This window comes from Acidovorax sp. NPDC077693, from assembly GCF_044542805.1.
Classification (GTDB): Bacteria; Pseudomonadota; Gammaproteobacteria; order Burkholderiales; family Burkholderiaceae_C; genus Acidovorax.
In genome coordinates this window covers 278,770-296,046 of record NZ_JBITVD010000007.1, presented here as the reverse complement: position 1 = coordinate 296,046, position 17,277 = coordinate 278,770, and the positions used below count along the sequence as shown (strand labels likewise).

The window sequence follows — 17,277 nt, the reverse complement described above, 5'->3', positions numbered from 1 at the left end:
GAGTCGCTTCGCCCCTCCCCCCAAGGGGGACGCCTCCAGTGGCCCGGCGAAGCCGGTTCCACGGTGGCGCTGGCCGGGGTTGCGTCCCAGGCTGACGGTGGATGGCGGTTCGCGCAGCCGTGGCCACGGCGCAGACCGGCTGAACACAGCATCGCCGACAATACGGCCCTTCGTTTCTCCGGAGTCATCGCACCATGCTTGCAGTCGTGGCCATCTGTATCGGTGCCAGCGTGGGTGCGCTGGCGCGCTGGCGGCTCGGTATCTGGCTCAACACGGCGGGAGCCCTGCTGCCGTGGGGCACGCTGGCGGCCAACCTGATCGGGGGGTACCTGGTGGGGGTCTGCGTGGCGGTGTTCCAGTCGCTGCCGCAGCTCGACCCGGTGTGGCGCCTGGCGCTCGTCACCGGGTTTCTGGGCGGGCTCACCACGTTCTCCAGCTTCTCGGCCGAGGTGGTGGGCATGCTGCAGCAGCAGCGTTATCTGCTGGCGCTGGGCACGACCGCAGTGCATTTGCTCGGCTCGCTCACACTCACGGTGCTGGGCATCCACAGCGCTACCCTTTTGATAGCTGCACGCGCTTGATCCTGCGTAATAATCAAGCGCAACGCTCATCACCACCCCACGTTCAACCCACTGCCGACCTGCGCCTGTGCGAGGGCCTGCAGCGCTTTTTTCTGACTTGCCATGGACGCCAATACCCAACTCAACGAACGCCGCCTGGCCGATGCCTGGGCGGAGCTGCAAAGCCACGCCGCCAGCGGCAACCCGCTGCACGCCGATGCCTACCGCCTCGCGTTCGCCGACCCTGAATTCCTGTTCCGCCGCGAGACCCGCGGCATCCGCTTCCAGCTGGAGATGCTCAAGCCCGACCTGGGCCAGATCGAGCAAGGCATCGAGAACACCGTGGTCGTGTACGGCAGCGCCCGCTTCATCGCCCCCGACGAAGCCGACGCCCAGTTGCTCGAGGCCGAGGCCAGCGGCGACGACGTGCGCCTGCAGCGCGCGCGCCTGGCGGTGCGCAACGCCAAGTACTACGACCTGGCCCGCCAGTTCGCCCGCGTGGTGGCCGAGCACAGCGAGCGCCAGCCGCCCGCAGACCGCATCTACATCTGCACCGGCGGCGGCCCCGGCATCATGGAGGCCGCCAACCGCGGCGCGCACGATGTGGGCGCCCTCAACGTGGGCCTGAACATCGCCCTGCCCCACGAGCAAAGCGGCAACCGCTTCATCTCGCCCACGCTGAGCTTCAAGTTCCACTACTTCGCGCTGCGCAAGATGCATTTCATGATGCGTGCCAAGGCGCTGGTGGCCTTCCCCGGCGGCTTCGGCACGCTGGACGAGCTGTTCGAAGTGCTCACGCTGGTGCAGACGAAAAAGGCCAAGCCCGTGCCCATCGTGCTGTTCGGCGCGGACTACTGGAAGCGCCTCATCAACTTCGAGGTGCTGGTCGAAGAAGGCACCATCTCGGCCCAGGACCTGGGCCTCTTTCACTACACCGACGACCCGCAGGAAGCGTGGGAGCTGATCAAGTCGTTCTACCAGCTGTGAACGGCTGAGCCCCTGGGCCTGCGGGCCCCTGCCCTTGCCATGCGCCCCCTGTCCGCACCACCCGCTGCTGCGTGCAGGGACCGCATCGTCAGCGGATCACCGGCGGCGGAGGCGGCACTGCGATCGGTGGCAGCACGATGATGGGCCGCACGATGGGCGGCAGCACGAAGATGGGTGGACGCGTGGCCGGCGGCGCGGGCGTGGTGGGCGCCGTCGTGGGCGGTGTCGTCGGTGGCGCACCGGTCACCGGCGGCCGCGTTGTCGGCGGCTGCGTGGGCGTGCCCGTGGTGGGGGGCGGCGGCGGGGTCGGGATGGACGGGTCCGGCGGCGGTGCCGTCGTCGTGGGCGGTGGTGGCGGCGGGGGCAGCGGCACTCCGGGCGCAGGCGGTGTGGGTGTGGTGGTGACGGGCGGCGGCACGGGGGCGACCGGCGTGGGCGCCAGGCGGCCGCTGCTGTTGAGCTCCTCGCCCACCGCAAACGGCACCGGTGGCGGCGGCAGCGGCAGCACGGCGCGCGTGTGGGTGTACAGCGGCAGCTGGTTGCTGGCCACCACACGCACCGATTCACCCGCCTTCACGCCCACGCAACCGGCCTCGGTGCACACCTCGATCTCGTCCTGCTCGCCCGACACCACCAGCTCGCCATCGGCATTGAAGGCGATGAGGAAGGCCGAGCCCCGGATGCCCACCACCGCCGTGGGCGTGGTCACCCGGTAGTTGCGCGGGTCGCGCTTGCCGATCAGGCCGGTGATGGCGCGCATGCCGCCGCGCAGCAGGTCCACGGCGAAATGGTCTTCGGCCGCGTTGCCGGCGTCGGCATAGCGCGTGACCGTGAATTGCGAGTCCGGGTAGAGCGCCACCAGCCCGCCGTCCGAAAAACGGATCTGCGCACGGCCCGCGGCACCGGTCACGACGACATCGCCGCTCTCGACCTCGGCGCCTTTGGCCACCGGCGCCTGCGCGGAGCCTCGGCGCAACTGCACGTCGCCCGCCACGAACTGGACCAGGCCGGCGGCGGCCAGGCCCTGCAGGGGCCACGCGGCCGCCACGGCCAGCCACAGCGCCAGCCGGGAAGAAGGAAATTGGGACGGCATCAGGAACTCCCTCAGAACTCGCGCCGCACGGTGACGGAAAACACCCGGCGGTCGTAATCGGTGATGGGCAGCGTGGACGCATTGCGCGTGACGGCCCACTGCGGCGTGATGCGCCAGCCCGGCGCGGGCAGCCAGGACACGCCCAGCACGCCATAGGTCTGGCGGTCGCGGCGCGTCACGCCGAAGAAGGGGTCTGTGGCCCCGTAGCGGCGGCGCTCGTGATTGAGGTGCACGAAGGCCGCCCAGTCGGCCGTGATGGCCCACTGCACGCCGGCCCGCAGCCCCGCCAGGTGATGCCCCAGGTTGTCCACATCGCTGGCCCGGGGGTTCTCCTGCCCGGCGTAGAGGCCCGCGTAGTAAAGGCTGCCGTTGCGCAGCACATGGACATACGAGGTGCCGCCCACGGTGCGCCGGGCGTTGCGCAGCGACTGCGTGGGATAGCGCAGGTCCTGCACCTGCAGGAAGGTGTCCCACTGGCGAAAGCCGTCGAGCCGGTAGATCCACTCGCCCACCACGCCGCCGATGTTGCGCAGCGTGTCGCCATCGAGCCGGTAGGTCGCGCCCTGCGCGCTCAGCATCCACTCGTGGCGCTCCACGCGGTAGGCCACGCCCGCGCTGGCGTCGAGCTGCGCGCTGTCGTAGGGCTTGCCGGCATCGGAATACCCCCGCGCCTCGGCGGTGGCCGCGCCGATCAGCGACCAGCGCGCATCCAGCACATGCCGCCCGCGGATATTGCCCAGCACGGCGGCATACGACGCACGCTGCGCCTCGGCGCCCGGTGCCAGCGACCAGGCCGGCGTACCGGGCGGCGACAGCGCAGGCGCATTCAGGTCGGGCCCGGCATTGGCATTGGAGTCGCGGCCCACGGTCAGCTCGACATGGCCCTTCCAGGTGGAGCGGCCTTGGTGGCCCAGGCGGTCGTAGGACACCAGAAACTGGTCGATGCTGAGCGCAGCGTCTACCGGAATGCCGGCGGCACGAACGCGCTCGGAGACGGCGTTGGCACCTTGCTTGTCGCCCACCGCGTGCAGTGCGCGCCCCAGCTCCCACTGGGCTTCGGTGTCGCCGGGCTGCGCCGCCACCACCCGCTCCCACGCCAGCACGGCACGGCTGTACTGGCCTGCTGCATGGGCGGCTCGGCCCATGGCCGCGTCGAATGCCGGGTCGCCGGCGCGCGTGGCCTCCTGGGCATCCAGCGCCTCGAAGGCGCGCCGGGCGTCGCCCTGCTGCAGCCAGGCCTGCGCCTGGCCCAGCATGTCGTCCGCATGCACGAAAGACCCGGGGGCCGCCACCAGAAACGGCAGCACGGCCAGGCGGCGCACGTGCCAGGACCAGGTTGGAACGTTCATCTCAGCCCCCTCTGTCGAATGGGGCGAATCTACTACGTTTCACGCCGCTTGCTCAGCCCCTCAAGCCCTGATTGCCACGCGGCGCGCAATACCGCACGAAAACCCATTCCGGTGGCCGTTCAGCTGCCGTTTCCCGAGTCCTTGTGCGCCTGCGCGGGCTCGGACGGCGCCACCGTCAGCAGCCACGCCAGGCGCGTGCCGCCCGCCACGATCGCCCCGACGCCCCAAAACAGCCCGCCGACCCCGATCAGCGCCCCGGCCGACCCGAAGATGAGCGGCATGAGCACGCTTGACGCATTGATCGCCATCAGCCGCAGGCCCAGGGCCTCGCCGTGGCGGTGCGACGGCGTGATCTGGTGCAGCAGGCTCATCACCATGGGCTGGGCCGAGCCCAGCGCAAAGCCCAGCAGCACCGAGCACAGGCCCATGCCCAGCGCGCTGCCCAGCAGCGGGTAGATGCAAAACAGCACCGTGGTGGACACCATGGCGCCCGCCAGCACCACCCGTTCGCTCAGGCTCGACGCCACCATGGGCATGAGCATGCGGATCACCGTGGCGGCAATGGCGAACGCGCCCAGGATGGTGCCGATGACCGACGCCGACAGGCCGCGCTCGTGCCCCAGCAGCGGCACCACGAAGGCGTGCACATCCCAGCACGAGGACAGCAGCCAGTTGACGATGAGCAGGCGCCTGAAGGGCACGTCGCCCAGCAGGTCCCAGGCGCGGCGTGGAACGCCGTCGTTGGCCGCGACCACGGGCGGAAATTCCACCGTGGTGCGCACGCACACCCAGGACAGCAGCGGCAGCACGGCCAGCAGCGCGAACGCGCCCCGGTAGCCCTCGATGCTGCCCGGCACCCGGCCCACGTGGTCGATCATGAGGCCCGCCAGAAAGGGGCCGATGAAGTTGGACACCGCCGGCCCGATGGCCAGCCAGCTGAACACCTGCCGCAGCTGCGTGGTGTCGTGCACCGCGCGGCCCACATGGCGCTGCACCGCAATGGTGGCCGCACCGGCCGCCCCGCCCGTCATCAACGCGGTGATGCACAGCACCGGAAACACCGGGAACAGCATGGCCAGCGCCGCGCCCGTGGCGGCCAGGGCCACGGAATAGCCCACCGGCCGCTTGAGCCCGTGGCGGTCCGCATAGCGCCCGGCCGGCAGCGCCAGGAACACCTGCGTGAGCGCGAACAGCGCCACCAGCAAGCCCACCGCCGCGGCGCCGTAGCCTTCGCGCAGGGCCAGCAACGGGGCCGCCAGCCGCATGCCGGCCATGCAGGCGTGCACGCAGACCTGCCCGGCAATCAGGCGTGCCAGGTTGCGGTTCATGGCAGGTCGTCCTCCAGGTCCAGGCCCGGCAGCGCGGCCGTGCCGGTGCCCGCTGCCGGCACGGCGGGTGCTCCGAGACCGGTGGGTGCGTTGGGTGCGGGCAGTTCCTGCACGTCGCGCAGCTTGCGCTGCAGGGCGCGGGTGCGCACGCCCACGTCGTCGAACTTCTTGGCCGCCGCGTCGATGGACTTGCGGGCCGACTCGACGATCTCGCCGAACTTGGAGAACTCGGTCTTCACCGAGCCGAGCACGCCCCACACTTCGGAAGAGCGCTTTTCGATGGCCAACGTCTTGAAGCCCATCTGCAGGCTGCTGAGCATGGCGGCCAGGTTGGCGGGGCCGGTGATCATCACGCGGCAGTCGTTCTGCACCGCTTCGACCAGGCCGGGGCGGCGGATGACTTCGGCGAACAGGCCTTCGGTGGGCAGGTACAGCACCGCGAAGTCGGTGGTGTGCGGCGGCGACACGTACTTGCTGAAGATCTTCTTCGCCTCGAGCTTGATCGAGGTCTCGAACGCGTTGCCGGCCGATGCGATGGCGGGCTTGTCGGCCGCGTCCTGCGCGTCGAGCAGGCGCTGGTACTGCTCCACCGGGTACTTGGAGTCGATGGGCAGCCACACGGGCTGCTCGTCGCCGCGGCCCGGCAGGCGGATGGCGAATTCGACCAGGTCGTCGCTGCCGGGCACGGCCTTGACGTTGCGCGCGAACTGGTCGGGCGTGAGCACGTTCTCGATGATGGCCCCAAGCTGCATTTCGCCCCACGTGCCGCGCGTCTTCACGTTGGTCATCACGCGCTTGAGGTCCCCCACGCTGCCGGCCAGGGTCTGCATCTCGCCCAGGCCCTTGTGCACCTGCTCCAGGCGGTCGCTCACGAGCTTGAAGGATTCGCCCAGGCGCTGCTCCAGCGTGGCGTGCAGCTTCTCGTCCACCGTGCGGCGCATCTCTTCGAGCTTGGCGGAGTTGTCGGTCTGGATGGCCGCCAGCCGTTCGTTGAGCGCCGTGCGCAGCTGCTCGGCGTTCTGCTGGCTGCCCTGCACCAGGCCCGCCAGTTGCTGCGACACCGCGTCCTGCAGCACGCCGAACTGGTGGCGGATCTGCTGGCCGTTGGCTTCGAGCTGGTCCTTGAGTGCGGTGGACACTGCGCCCAGCTGGGTGTGGATGTCGCTCTTGAGCGAATCGAGCGTGCCGCGCGTGGCGCCGGACAGGGCCTCGAAGCGCTCCTGGATGCGCTGCTCGAACAGCTGCGTGCTCTCGGCCAGCGCCTCGCGCGAGCGCTGGCTGTCGGACGCCAGGGACTGCGCGGTCTGCGTGAGCTCGGCACGGAACGCCGCCAGCGCGTCCGACAGCTCCTTGCGCGCCAGCGCCGCCTCGGCCTGGCCCTGGGCCAGGCGCTGCTCCAGGCGCCCCTCGAAGGCACCGAAGGCCGCGAGCAGCTCGGCACGCCCCGTGCGCGATTCGCCCACCGCCTGCGACAGCCGCTCATCCACCGCGCCGCGCAACGCCTCCAGCTGGCGCTGCGTGGCCTGCGTGAAACCCGACAGTTGCTGGGCCAGCGACTCCACCGCGCCATCGTTGCGCGCCACGGCCAGCCGGGTGGCCTGGGCCAGGCTTTCCATCGCCTGCAGCCGGGCGATCCATTCGGCAGGCAGATTCACACTCGGGCGGCGCAGCAGGACCACGGCCAGCAGCACGACCACAACAGCCAGTGCGGCCAGCAGGACAAGGGTGTCGGTAGTCAAAATTTGATTACTATACTTTTGATAGCTGCCAGCGCTCATCCATCCAGCGGTAGCAGGTGTTTTTATTGAAAATTCAGCCGCGGTTCGGTGCGGCGGGCGCGTTCACCGGCGTGAGCGCACCGCGCCCGTCGAAGAAGGCGATCAGGTTGTCGGCCGCCAGGTTGGCCATGGCGCGGCGCGTGGGCACGGTGGCGCTGGCGATGTGGGGCGTGAGCACCACGTTCGGCACGGTCAGCAGATCAGGGTGCACGCTGGGCTCGCCTTCGAACACATCCAGGCCCGCCGCCGCAATGCGCCCGTCACGCAGGGCCACGGCCAGCGCCGCGTCGTCCACGATGCCGCCGCGGGCGATGTTGACCAGCGTGGCGGTGGGCTTCATCAGCGCCAGTTCGGCCGCGCCGATGGTGTGGTGCGACGCGGCTGTGTAGGGCACCACCAGCACCACGTGGTCGGCGGTGGCGACCAGCTCTTGCTTGCCGACATACGTGGCCTTGCACTCGGCTTCGAGCTCGGCCGACAGGCGCGAGCGGTTGTGATAGACCACCTTCATGCCAAAGCCGTGCGCGCCGCGCCGCGCAATGCCCTGGCCGATGCGCCCCATGCCGATGATGCCCAGCGTGCTGCCGTGGATGTCGCTGCCGGAGAACATGTCGTAGCTCCACTTGGTCCACTTCCCGGCGCGCAGGTAGTGCTCCGACTCCGTCATGCGGCGCGCGGTGGCCATCAGCAGCGCAAAGCCGAAGTCGGCCGTGGTCTCGGTCAGCACATCGGGCGTGTTGGTGCCCCACACGCCAGCGGCCGTCATCGCGTCCACGTCGAAGTTGTTGTAGCCCACCGCCATGTTGGACACGATCTTCAACCGTGGCGCGGCCGCCAGCAGCGCCGCGTCGATGCGCTGGCTGCCGGTGGTGAAGGCGCCGTCCTTGTCGGCCAGGCGCTCGGCCAGCTCGGCCGGGGACCAGATGGTGTCATCGGGGTTGTCCAGCACGTCGAAGTGCTGGCGCAGGCGGTCCACGATGTCCGGGAAGATCGCACGCGCGACCAGGATGCGGGGCTTGCTCATAGTCTCATCTCCAAGGTGTTCGCGAGGTCAGTCGCCCTATAAAACCGGCGCTGCCCAGGCCAGTGGCCGCCGTGCAAAGGCCGCCCTGCAGCGAGGGCGGCGTCCCCCTTCCCGCAACGCGCAGCGGTGCGAGAGAAGGGAGAAGCGGCGCAGCCGCTCAGGGGGATGTACATCATCTGAACCAGATGAATGTCATGACAAGAAACAGCGGCACCAGGATGCCGCCCGACCACAGCATGTAGCCGAAGAAGCTGGGCATCTTTACGCCCCGGTCTTCGGCAATGGCCTTGACCATCATGTTGGGCGCGTTGCCGATGTAGGTGTTGGCGCCCATGAACACGGCGCCCGCCGAGATGGCAGCGAGCGTGGGGGCCAGCGCGGTCATCAGCACGGCCGGGTCGCCCCCTGCCGTGTTGAAGAACACCAGGTAGGTCGGCGCGTTGTCGAGGAACGAGCTGAGCACGCCCGTGGCCCAGAAGTACATCGCCGGGTCGGCCGTGCCATCCGGCCGGGTGACGGCCCGCACCACGGCGCCGAACGGGCCGTCCGTGCCGGCCTTGAGCATCGCGATGACCGGGATGATGGTGAGGAAGATGCCTGCGAAGAGCTTGGCCACCTCCTGCATCGGGGCCCAGCCGAACTGGTTGTCGTCGTGCACTTGGCGGGGTGTGAGCCACAGCGACGCCAGCGTGACGGCCACAAGGCCTGCGTCCCGCACGATGCCGGGCAGGCCCACCGGGGTGCCCATCACGTCGAACACGACGGGCGACTTCCAGAACCCGCTGAGCAGTACCAGCGCCACCACCGCGCCCAAGAGGGCGAAGTTGAGCTTGCCGTCAAAGCCGAAGGAGCGCGCACCGCCGGTGTCGGGCGTGGGGTCGCGCGGCAGCACTTCGGCCCCTTGCCGGTAGAACCAGGTATCGAGCGCAAAGAACAGCACCAGCAGGGTGCCGATGAGGAACAAGGTCTCCGGCAGGATGTGGCCCACGGTCCAGAAGAAGTCCACGCCCTTGAGGAAGCCCAGGAAAAGCGGCGGGTCGCCCAGCGGCGTGAGCGAGCCGCCGGCGTTGGACACGATGAAGATGAAGAACACGACCACATGCACCACGTGCTTGCGGTTGTCGTTGGCACGGATCAGCGGGCGGATCAGCAGCATGGACGCGCCGGTGGTACCCATGAAGCTGGCCAGCACCGCGCCCAGGGCCAGCAGCCCCGTGTTCAGCCCCGGGCTGCCGTGCAGGTTGCCGCGGATGTAGATGCCGCCCGCCACGGTGTACAGCGCGGTGAGCAGGATCACGAAGGGGATGTACTCCGCCAGCAGCGCATGCACCAGGTTCGCGCCTGCCACCGCCGGCCCGAAGGCCACGGCGAAGGGCAGCAAGAACGCCAGGCCCCAGGCAGCGGCTACCTTGCCGAAGTGGTGGTGCCAGAAGATGGGCGCGAGCAGCGGCATGAGCGCGATGGACAGCAGGATGCCCGCAAACGGCACGCCCCACAGCACCGACAGCGTGCTCCCGTCCAGATCGGCGGCCATCGCACCACCGGGCCATGCCGCGAACCAAAGCGCCACGGCCGACAGCCTGCGCGCCGACTTCAATATATGCGTTGTCTCCATCTCGCTCCAATAATCATTTGTGGCGCCCCATCGCGAGGTGCCGACGGGTGCCGATGAATGCCGCCGATGCGACGGAATGCGGCCCAATGCCGCCGGGCACCGGCAAAGCGCACGCCCTGCTGGCCCCGCCCCGCTGGATCAGGCGGTCTGGGGAATATCGAACACCTGGCGCAGGTACGCCAGGTACTTTTCATCGTCGCACATGCCCTTGCCAGGCGTGTCCGACAGCTTGGCCACGGGCTGGTCGTTGCAGCGGGTCATCTTGATGACGACCTGCAGCGGCTCGTGCGCGGGCGGGCTGCCCAGGTCGTTGGTCAGGTTGGTGCCGATGCCGAACGCCAGCTGGCAGCGCCCGCGGAACTGCTGGTACAGCTCGACGGTGCGCGGCACCGTGAGCGCGTCGCTGAAGATCAGCGTCTTGGTCAGCGGGTCCACGCGGTTCTTGCGGTAGTGCTCCAGGAGGCGCTCGCCCCAGGCGAAAGGGTCGCCGCTGTCGTGGCGCGCGCCGTCGAACAGCTTGCAGAAGTACAGGTCGAAGTCGCGCAGGAAGGCGCTCATGCCGTACACGTCCGACAGGGCGATGCCCAGGTCGCCGCGGTATTCCTTGGCCCACACTTCGAAGCCGAAGACCTGGCTGTCGCGCAGGCGCGGGCCCAGGGCCTGGCAGGCCTGCAGGTATTCGTGCGCCATGGTGCCGAGCGGGGTCACGCCCAGCTTCATCGCGTACAGCACGTTGCTGGTGCCGGCGAACTGGCCAGGCCCTGCCGGCGCGCCGGGGCGGCGGTCGCCCGTGCCCAGGCGGGCCACCAGCACGCGCAGCACTTCCTCGTGCCAGGCGCGGCTGAAACGGCGGCGCGTGCCGTAGTCGGCGATCTTGAGGTCCGACAGGCCCTCGGCCTGCAGCTGCGCGATCTTGGTATCCAGGCGCCGGCGGCCTTCGGGAAAATCGGGCACCTTCTGCGTGTTGCGGAAGTACACCTCGTTGATGATCGCCAGCACCGGGATCTCGAACAGGATGGTGTGCAGCCAGGGCCCGCGGATGGCGATGTCGATCTCCCCATTGTGCAGCGGCGTGACGGTGATGTATTTCTCGTTGAGCCTGAACAGCCCCAGGAAGTCCACGAAATCGCTCTTGATGAAGCGCATGGACCGCAGGTAGGCCAGCTCCGCGTCCTGGAAATGCAGGCTGCACAGCGAACGGATCTCGTCCCGGATCTCGTTGGCGAACGGCGCCAGCTGCACGCCCGGGTTGCGGCACTTGAACTTGTATTCGACCTGCGCTCCCGGAAACTGGTGCAGCACGACCTGCATCATGGTGAACTTGTACAGGTCGGTGTCGAGCAGGCTGGTGATGATCATGGACGGTGCGGGCGCAGAGAAGGCCGGGGACGCAGGGGGCCGTACAGCAAAGCCGCAAAGTGTAGGCCATGCCGCCGTGCGGCGCTGGGAAGCCCCTTGGGACCCGACGCACCCCGCGCACCCGGCGTTTTCAAGCCAAAAACCGCCCTGCCGCTTGATGGTCGGGCGCGAGGAGCTATTAAATCAATAGCACCCGCAATGCAGGCGCTCAGCCCGTGACCACCAGCGCCTGCAGCACCTGGCGCAGTGCGTCGGGCACCGGCACGGGGCGGCGGGTTTCACGGTCCACGTACACATGGATGAAGTGCCCGGCGGCGGCGGTCATGGGCTCGCCCTGCGCGAACAGGCCCACTTCGTAGCGCACGCTGGAGCTGCCCAGCTTCGCCACCCGGATGCCTGCCTCCACCGTCTGCGGGAAGGCCAGCGGCGCGAAGTAGTTGCACTGGGTCTCGATCACGAGGCCGATGGTGCCGCCCGCGTGGATGTCGAGCACGCCCTGCTCGATGAGGTGCGCGTTCACCGCCGTGTCGAACCAGCTGTAGTAGACGACGTTGTTCACATGGCCGTACACGTCGTTGTCGGCCCAGCGCGTGGTGATGGGGCGAAACGCGCGGTAGGCGCTGCGCGGCTGCGGCGCCGGGCGTGCTGCCGCGGGGGCGGCTGCTGTCGCGGTGTCTGAACGGGTGGCGTGGGGGGTGCTGGCGGCGGACGTCATGGCCGCACATTCTGCCAGCGCTGGTGGTACTCCCAGGCCACGCGCCAGGTGTTGAGCTGCGCCGTCAGGGTGTCTTCCATGTCGCGCCCGTAGCCGCCCGCCATCGCGAAGACCAGCGGAAGCCGCCGCTGCCAGGCCCAGTCGAAGACGTGGCGGTCCCGCGCTTCCAGGCCGTCGTGCGTGAGGCCCAGGCGGCCCAGGCGGTCGCCTTCGTGCGGGTCGGCGCCGGCCAGGTAGAACACCAGCTGCGGGGTGAAGCGTTGCTCCAGGGCGTCCAGCGCGTGCGACAACGCCTCCAGGTAGGCGTTGTCGGTGCAGCCGTCGGGCAGCTCCACATCCAGGTCGCTCGCCTCCTTGCGAAACGGGAAGTTGCGCGCGCCGTGCAGCGACAGCGTGAACACGCTGTGGTCGCCCTGAAAGATGTGCGCCGTGCCGTTGCCCTGGTGCACGTCCAGGTCGATGACCGCCACCCTGAGCGGCTGGGTGTGGCGGCCCCGCGCCCTGGCGCGCTCCACCTGCATCAGCCGCGCGGCCACCGCCACGTCGTTGAACACGCAAAAGCCGCTGCCCTTGTGGGCGTACGAATGGTGCGTGCCCCCGGCCAGGTTGCCGGCCACGCCTTCCTGCAGCGCCACGCGGCTCGCAGCCACCGTGGCGCCCACCGAGCGGCGGGCCCGCTCGGCCATGGCGGGGCTCCAGGGGAAGCCGATCTCGCGCTGCGCCGGGGCGGGCAGCGTGCCGTCGGCAATGGCGTCGATGTAGCTGCTGTCGTGCGCCAGGGCCAGTTCGCTGTCGGCGGCGGGCTGCGCCACCTGCAGCGACACGCCCGGCAGGTGCTGGGCGATGCGGTCGCGCAGCAGGCGGTACTTGGCCATGGGAAAGCGGTGGCCTTCGGGCAGGGGCAGCACAAACTGGTCGGCGTAATAGGCGTGCATGACGCGATTGTGGCAAGCCGCGGATTCCTGAGGGCGCGCCTCTAATTTGCTGCATCGCAACAAAAACCTCTTGCAAACCCGCACCAAGTCCCTAAAATTCGATCCATGCTGCACTGCAACATGACTTGATGAGTCAGGGCCAGCGCAGATGTCTTGTGAACCACCATGGCCCGCCGGGCCCCATTCTTAGGAGATATGACATGACGCTGACCGCTGAACAAATCCTCGCTTCCCACAAAGCCAACCTCGAAACCCTGTTCGGTCTGACGACCAAGGCTTTCGAAGGCGTGGAAAAGCTCGTCGAGCTGAACGTGACCGCCTCGCGCGCCGCACTGACCGAAGCCGCCAACCACAGCCAGGCTGTGCTGGGCGTGAAGGACGCGCAAGAGCTGCTGGCCCTGCAAGCCGGCCTGTTCCAGCCCCTGGCTGAAAAGACCGCTGCCTACAGCCGTCACCTGTACGACATCGCCTCCGGCACCGGCGCCGAATTCGGCAAGGCTTTCGAAAGCCAGGCTGCTGACGCCCAACGCGCCTTCACCGGCCTGGTCGACAGCGCCGCGAAGAACGCTCCCGCCGGTTCCGAAACCGCCGTCGCCGTGATGAAGAGCGCCGTCTCTGCCGCCAACAACGCTTTTGAATCGGTCCAGAAGGCTGTCAAGCAAGCGTCCGACGTGGCCGAAGCCAACTTCAACGCCGTGGCCAGCACCGCTGCCAACGCCGCCAAGACGGCCGCTCCCCGCAAGCGCTGAGCCCAGGGCACGCGGTCTGGAGAGCAACCTCTAGGCCGTTTTCAGGGCTTACCCTGATAATCCCATCACGCGCTGCAGCCCCGGTTGCAGCGCACGAGTTGTCTCCTTGGATCCTCGCGAAACCCCCGTTTCCAGGATCCCTTCAAAGCCCGGTTCTGCCGGGCTTTTTTTTGCCTGCGCGCCGGATGGCCCGGGCCGCAGCGCAGGTGTGGCGCCTGGCACACCCGCCACCCATCTCCACGTTGACCCAGGTCAGCCCTGCCCTCGCATACCCATAGAAACCCAGACGTTTATTAAGAATAATTCGCGTTTGGTTTTATCATCGCGGGTGTTACAAACCCCGAAAGACGCATCCATGTCGAAGACCGTGAAAGCCCTGCTCTGCACCTGCGCACTGGCCGCCGCCGCTGGCGCCGTTTCTGCCCAGGAGCAGGTCGTGAACCTCTACTCGGCCCGCCACTACTCCACCGACGAAGCGCTGTACACCGGCTTCACCAAGGCCACCGGCATCAAGATCAACCGCGTGGATGCGGACGACGCAGGCATCCTGGCCCGCCTGAAGGCCGAAGGCGCGGCGTCCCCCGCCGACGTGATCCTGCTGGTCGATGCCGCCCGCCTGTACAAGGGCGAGGTGGACGGCCTGTTCCAGCCCGTCAAGTCCCAGGTACTGAACGACGCCATCCCTGCCAACCTGCGCAGCACGCCCACCGCGGACGGCAGCATCGCCTGGTACGGCCTGTCCACCCGGGCCCGCGTCATCGTCTACAACAAGATCAAGGTCGAAAAGGCCGATGTCGACACCTATGAAGAGCTGGGCGACCCCAAGAACAAGGGCAAGCTGTGCATCCGCTCCGGCTCGCACCCGTACAACCTGAGCCTCTTCGGCGCCGTGACCGAGCACCTGGGCGAGCAAAAGGCCGAGGCCTGGCTCAAGGGCATGGTGGCCAACCTGGCCCGTCCTCCCAAGGGCGGCGACACCGACCAGATCAAGGCCGTGGCCTCGGGCGAATGCGATATCGCCGTCACCAACAGCTACTACCTGGCGCGCATGATGCGCTCCAACAAGCCCGAAGACGTGGCCGTGGTCAACAAGGTGGGCGTGGTGTTCCCCAACCAGGAGTCCTGGGGCACCCACCTGAACATCGCCGGCGGCGCCGTGGCCAAGTACTCCAAGAACCAGGCCAACGCCGTCAAGTTCCTGGAATACCTGGCCAGCCCCGAAGCGCAGAACTACTTTGCCAACGGCAACAACGAATGGCCCGCCGCCAAGGGCGTGGCGCTGGATAACCCCGCACTCAAGGCCATGACCAACAACAAGCCTTTCAAGAGCGAAACCATCCCGATCAGCGCCGTCGGCGCCAACGTGACCAAGGTGCAGCAGATGCTGGACCGCGTGGGCTTCCAGTAAGTCGAAACATAAGCAGCCCCTGCCCGCAGCCGCCCTGGCTGCGCGCGGCAGCCCCCAGCAGCCCGGTAACGCCGGGCTGCTTTTTTTGCGCCGGCAAAGCTGCAAGGCACAGCGGCACATCGGCCATAATTGACGTTTACGTTAACGTCACTTACAGGAGACACCTCATGGAGATCAAGGGCAAGGTATTCATCGTCACCGGCGGCGCATCGGGCCTGGGCGAAGGCACGGCGCGCATGCTGGCCGCGCAGGGCGGCACGGTGGTCATCGCCGACATGCAGGCCGACAAGGGCGAAGCCGTGGCCCGCGACATCGGTGGCGCCTTCGTGAAGTGCGACGTGAGCAACGAGGCCGACGGCCAGGCCGTGGTGGCCAAGGCCGTGTCCCTGGGCAAGCTGATGGGCCTGGTCAACTGCGCCGGCATCGCACCGGCCGAGAAGACCGTGGGCAAGAACGGCGCGCACGCGCTGGCCGTGTTCAGCAAGACCGTCACGGTCAACCTGATCGGCAGCTTCAACATGATCCGCCTGGCCGCCGAAGCCATGAGCAAGAACGAGCCCGAGGCCACCGGCGAGCGCGGCGCCCTGATCTCCACCGCCAGCGTGGCCGCCTACGACGGCCAGATCGGCCAGGCGGCGTATGCAGCCTCCAAGGGCGGCGTGGTGGGCATGACCCTGCCCATCGCCCGCGACCTGGCCCGCAACGGCATCCGCAACATGACCATCGCCCCCGGCATCTTCGGCACGCCCATGCTGTTCGGCATGCCGCAAGAGGTGCAGGACGCACTGGCCGCTGGCGTGCCATTCCCCAGCCGACTGGGCACACCGCAGGACTACGCCAAGCTCGTGCAGCACATTTTTGAGAACGACATGCTCAACGGCGAGGTGATCCGCCTGGACGGCGCGATCCGCCTGGCGCCGAAGTAATTCACCCCGTGAGTCGCTTCGCGCCTCGGTGCCCCCGCCAGAAGCGCTGGCTCTTCGGGCACATCCAACGCTGCGCAGCAGGCTTGGAGCCGCGGCCCTCGGCCCCCTCTCGTCTCGCTGCGCGAGTGGAGAGGGGGCGCTCCCAGAGCACGTAAGCAAAGCGCCGCCTGCGCGGCTTGGCGGCCCTCGCGCGGGAACACTGGCTTTGGTCGCGCCAGTGTCAAGAGTCGGCTACCGCGCTTCTTGCCCGAGCCCCAAAGCGCAGCAGCAGCGCCATCGATGCCGCACACACCAGTGCCGCCACCGCAACCGACATCCATAGCGCTGCCGCCGCACCATACCCATCCATGACCGCCGCATAGACCACCGGCGCACAGGCCGACAGCACAAAGCCGGGTGCGACCAGACGCCCGACGAACGCGCCGTAGGTGCGGTGGTCGAACAGCACCAGCGGCAGCGTGCCGCGCGCAATGGTGAGCAGGCCATTGCACGCGCCGTACAGCAGCACGAACACCCAGGCCGCAGCCAACACCTGCCCCGACGCTGCGCCTGCCAGGAAGGCCAGCGGCAGCAGCGCGCAGGCCAATGCCCCCAGTGCGAGCGGATGCAGCCTGGCGCCGAACAGCACCTCGGCCACCCGTGCCGCCGACTGGCCCACGCCGCGCAGCGATGCGACGCCCACCGCCAACGGCAGCGCCAGGCCCAGGCCTGCCAGCAGCCCCACCAGGTGCGCCGACATGCCTGCATTCAGAAAATTCACGAGCGTCGTCATCGCGGCAAAGAGCGCGGCCGCGAGCGCGCGCTCGGCCCCTGCCCCGGCGAGGGGTTCAGGGTGCGCGGGCAAGGCCGCTTCGGCAGCTGGGTCGCCGTCGCTGAATGCGGCCGCCGGGCCCGGCAGCGCCAGGTGCAGCGGCACCGTCAGCAGTGCCAGCCCTGCATACACCAGCAAGGCCACGCGCCAGCCGGCCCCGTCCGCCAAGGCATGCCCCAGCGGCCAGAAAGCCGTCGCCGCCAGGCCGCCCAGCAGCGTGATCTGCGCCATGGGACGGCGCGCGTGCGGCCCCGCCCAATGGGCCAGCGCCGCAAAGGCTGCGTCGTACAGCGTCAGGCGCATCGCCAGTCCCATCACCGCCCACGCGGCGTAATACAGCACCACCCCATGGGCGGCGGCAAGGCCCAGGCAGCCAGCGGCCAGCCCCAGCGATCCCCACACCATCACCCGGCGCCCACCCCACCGGTCCACCCAGCGCCCGGCGGCGGCAGAGACGCACCCCATCACCAGCAATGCCACGGCGAAGCCGCCATGCACGGTGGTGCGCGCCCAGCCCAGGTCCTGCACCATGGCCTCGCCCAGTGCGCCGATCAGGTAGTACGAAATGCCCCAGCAGATGAACTGCGAAACTCCCAGGCACAAGACCATGCGACCGCTCAGGTGCGGAGCGCGCGCCGCG

Annotated in this window: 15 protein-coding genes; 5 read left to right on the top strand and 10 right to left on the bottom strand. The window is 68.6% G+C overall.

Features of this window, described 5'->3' with window-relative positions:
* The first annotated feature begins 194 nt into the window (after positions 1-194).
* Together crcB and ACIGHN_RS12305 are read left to right on the top strand one after the other, a co-directional pair.
* Positions 195-581, top strand: a complete 387-nt coding sequence (gene crcB / locus ACIGHN_RS12310) for a fluoride efflux transporter CrcB (RefSeq protein WP_396504571.1) — start codon at positions 195-197, stop codon at positions 579-581.
* A gap of 102 nt (positions 582-683) precedes the next feature.
* On the top strand, positions 684-1,547 hold the full coding sequence (locus tag ACIGHN_RS12305; protein ID WP_396504570.1) for a TIGR00730 family Rossman fold protein: 864 nt from the start codon (positions 684-686) through the stop codon (positions 1,545-1,547).
* 88 nt (positions 1,548-1,635) lie between these two features.
* Here the strand turns inward: ACIGHN_RS12305 and ACIGHN_RS12300 are convergent, their stop codons facing one another.
* From ACIGHN_RS12300 to ACIGHN_RS12260, 9 genes are all read right to left on the bottom strand, one after another.
* Complete coding sequence (locus ACIGHN_RS12300; RefSeq protein WP_396504569.1) at positions 1,636-2,640, bottom strand: FecR domain-containing protein; 1,005 nt, start codon at positions 2,638-2,640, stop codon at positions 1,636-1,638.
* A gap of 11 nt (positions 2,641-2,651) precedes the next feature.
* Positions 2,652-3,989, bottom strand: a complete 1,338-nt coding sequence (locus tag ACIGHN_RS12295) for a surface lipoprotein assembly modifier (RefSeq protein WP_396504568.1) — start codon at positions 3,987-3,989, stop codon at positions 2,652-2,654.
* Between the two features lie 119 nt (positions 3,990-4,108).
* Complete coding sequence (locus tag ACIGHN_RS12290; protein ID WP_056419279.1) at positions 4,109-5,317, bottom strand: MFS transporter; 1,209 nt, start codon at positions 5,315-5,317, stop codon at positions 4,109-4,111.
* Positions 5,314-7,056: a DNA recombination protein RmuC gene (gene rmuC / locus ACIGHN_RS12285; RefSeq protein WP_396504567.1), complete on the bottom strand. Its 1,743-nt coding sequence runs from the start codon at positions 7,054-7,056 to the stop codon at positions 5,314-5,316. The genes ACIGHN_RS12290 and rmuC overlap by 4 nt, the downstream gene beginning before the upstream one ends.
* Before the next feature lie 73 nt (positions 7,057-7,129).
* Positions 7,130-8,119 carry a 2-hydroxyacid dehydrogenase gene (locus ACIGHN_RS12280; protein ID WP_396504566.1) on the bottom strand — a complete coding sequence of 330 codons (990 nt, stop codon included), beginning with the start codon at positions 8,117-8,119 and terminating at the stop codon, positions 7,130-7,132.
* Between the two features lie 172 nt (positions 8,120-8,291).
* Positions 8,292-9,653, bottom strand: a complete 1,362-nt coding sequence (locus ACIGHN_RS12275; RefSeq protein WP_396504589.1) for a sodium:proton antiporter — start codon at positions 9,651-9,653, stop codon at positions 8,292-8,294.
* A gap of 219 nt (positions 9,654-9,872) precedes the next feature.
* The gene (pncB, locus tag ACIGHN_RS12270; protein WP_056419266.1) at positions 9,873-11,093 is read right to left on the bottom strand and encodes a nicotinate phosphoribosyltransferase; all 1,221 of its coding nucleotides are present in this window, start codon (positions 11,091-11,093) and stop codon (positions 9,873-9,875) included.
* A 208-nt stretch (positions 11,094-11,301) separates the two neighbouring features.
* The gene (locus ACIGHN_RS12265) at positions 11,302-11,808 is read right to left on the bottom strand and encodes an acyl-CoA thioesterase (protein WP_396504565.1); all 507 of its coding nucleotides are present in this window, start codon (positions 11,806-11,808) and stop codon (positions 11,302-11,304) included.
* Positions 11,805-12,743: a histone deacetylase gene (locus ACIGHN_RS12260; RefSeq protein WP_056419259.1), complete on the bottom strand. Its 939-nt coding sequence runs from the start codon at positions 12,741-12,743 to the stop codon at positions 11,805-11,807. The genes ACIGHN_RS12265 and ACIGHN_RS12260 overlap by 4 nt, the downstream gene beginning before the upstream one ends.
* Before the next feature lie 200 nt (positions 12,744-12,943).
* Here ACIGHN_RS12260 and ACIGHN_RS12255 point away from each other — a divergent pair, with 200 nt between their 5' ends.
* From ACIGHN_RS12255 to ACIGHN_RS12245, 3 genes are all read left to right on the top strand, one after another.
* Positions 12,944-13,492: a phasin family protein gene (locus ACIGHN_RS12255; RefSeq protein WP_056419257.1), complete on the top strand. Its 549-nt coding sequence runs from the start codon at positions 12,944-12,946 to the stop codon at positions 13,490-13,492.
* A 355-nt stretch (positions 13,493-13,847) separates the two neighbouring features.
* A complete protein-coding gene (locus ACIGHN_RS12250; protein WP_396504564.1) occupies positions 13,848-14,900 on the top strand; it encodes an extracellular solute-binding protein in 1,053 nt (350 codons plus the stop codon).
* 167 nt (positions 14,901-15,067) lie between these two features.
* On the top strand, positions 15,068-15,826 hold the full coding sequence (locus ACIGHN_RS12245) for a 3-hydroxyacyl-CoA dehydrogenase (protein WP_396504563.1): 759 nt from the start codon (positions 15,068-15,070) through the stop codon (positions 15,824-15,826).
* Between the two features lie 220 nt (positions 15,827-16,046).
* Here the strand turns inward: ACIGHN_RS12245 and ACIGHN_RS12240 are convergent, their stop codons facing one another.
* Positions 16,047-17,246 (bottom strand): MFS transporter, encoded by a 1,200-nt coding sequence (locus ACIGHN_RS12240; RefSeq protein WP_396504562.1) that lies wholly within the window; start codon positions 17,244-17,246, stop codon positions 16,047-16,049.
* Positions 17,247-17,277 lie beyond the last annotated feature (31 nt).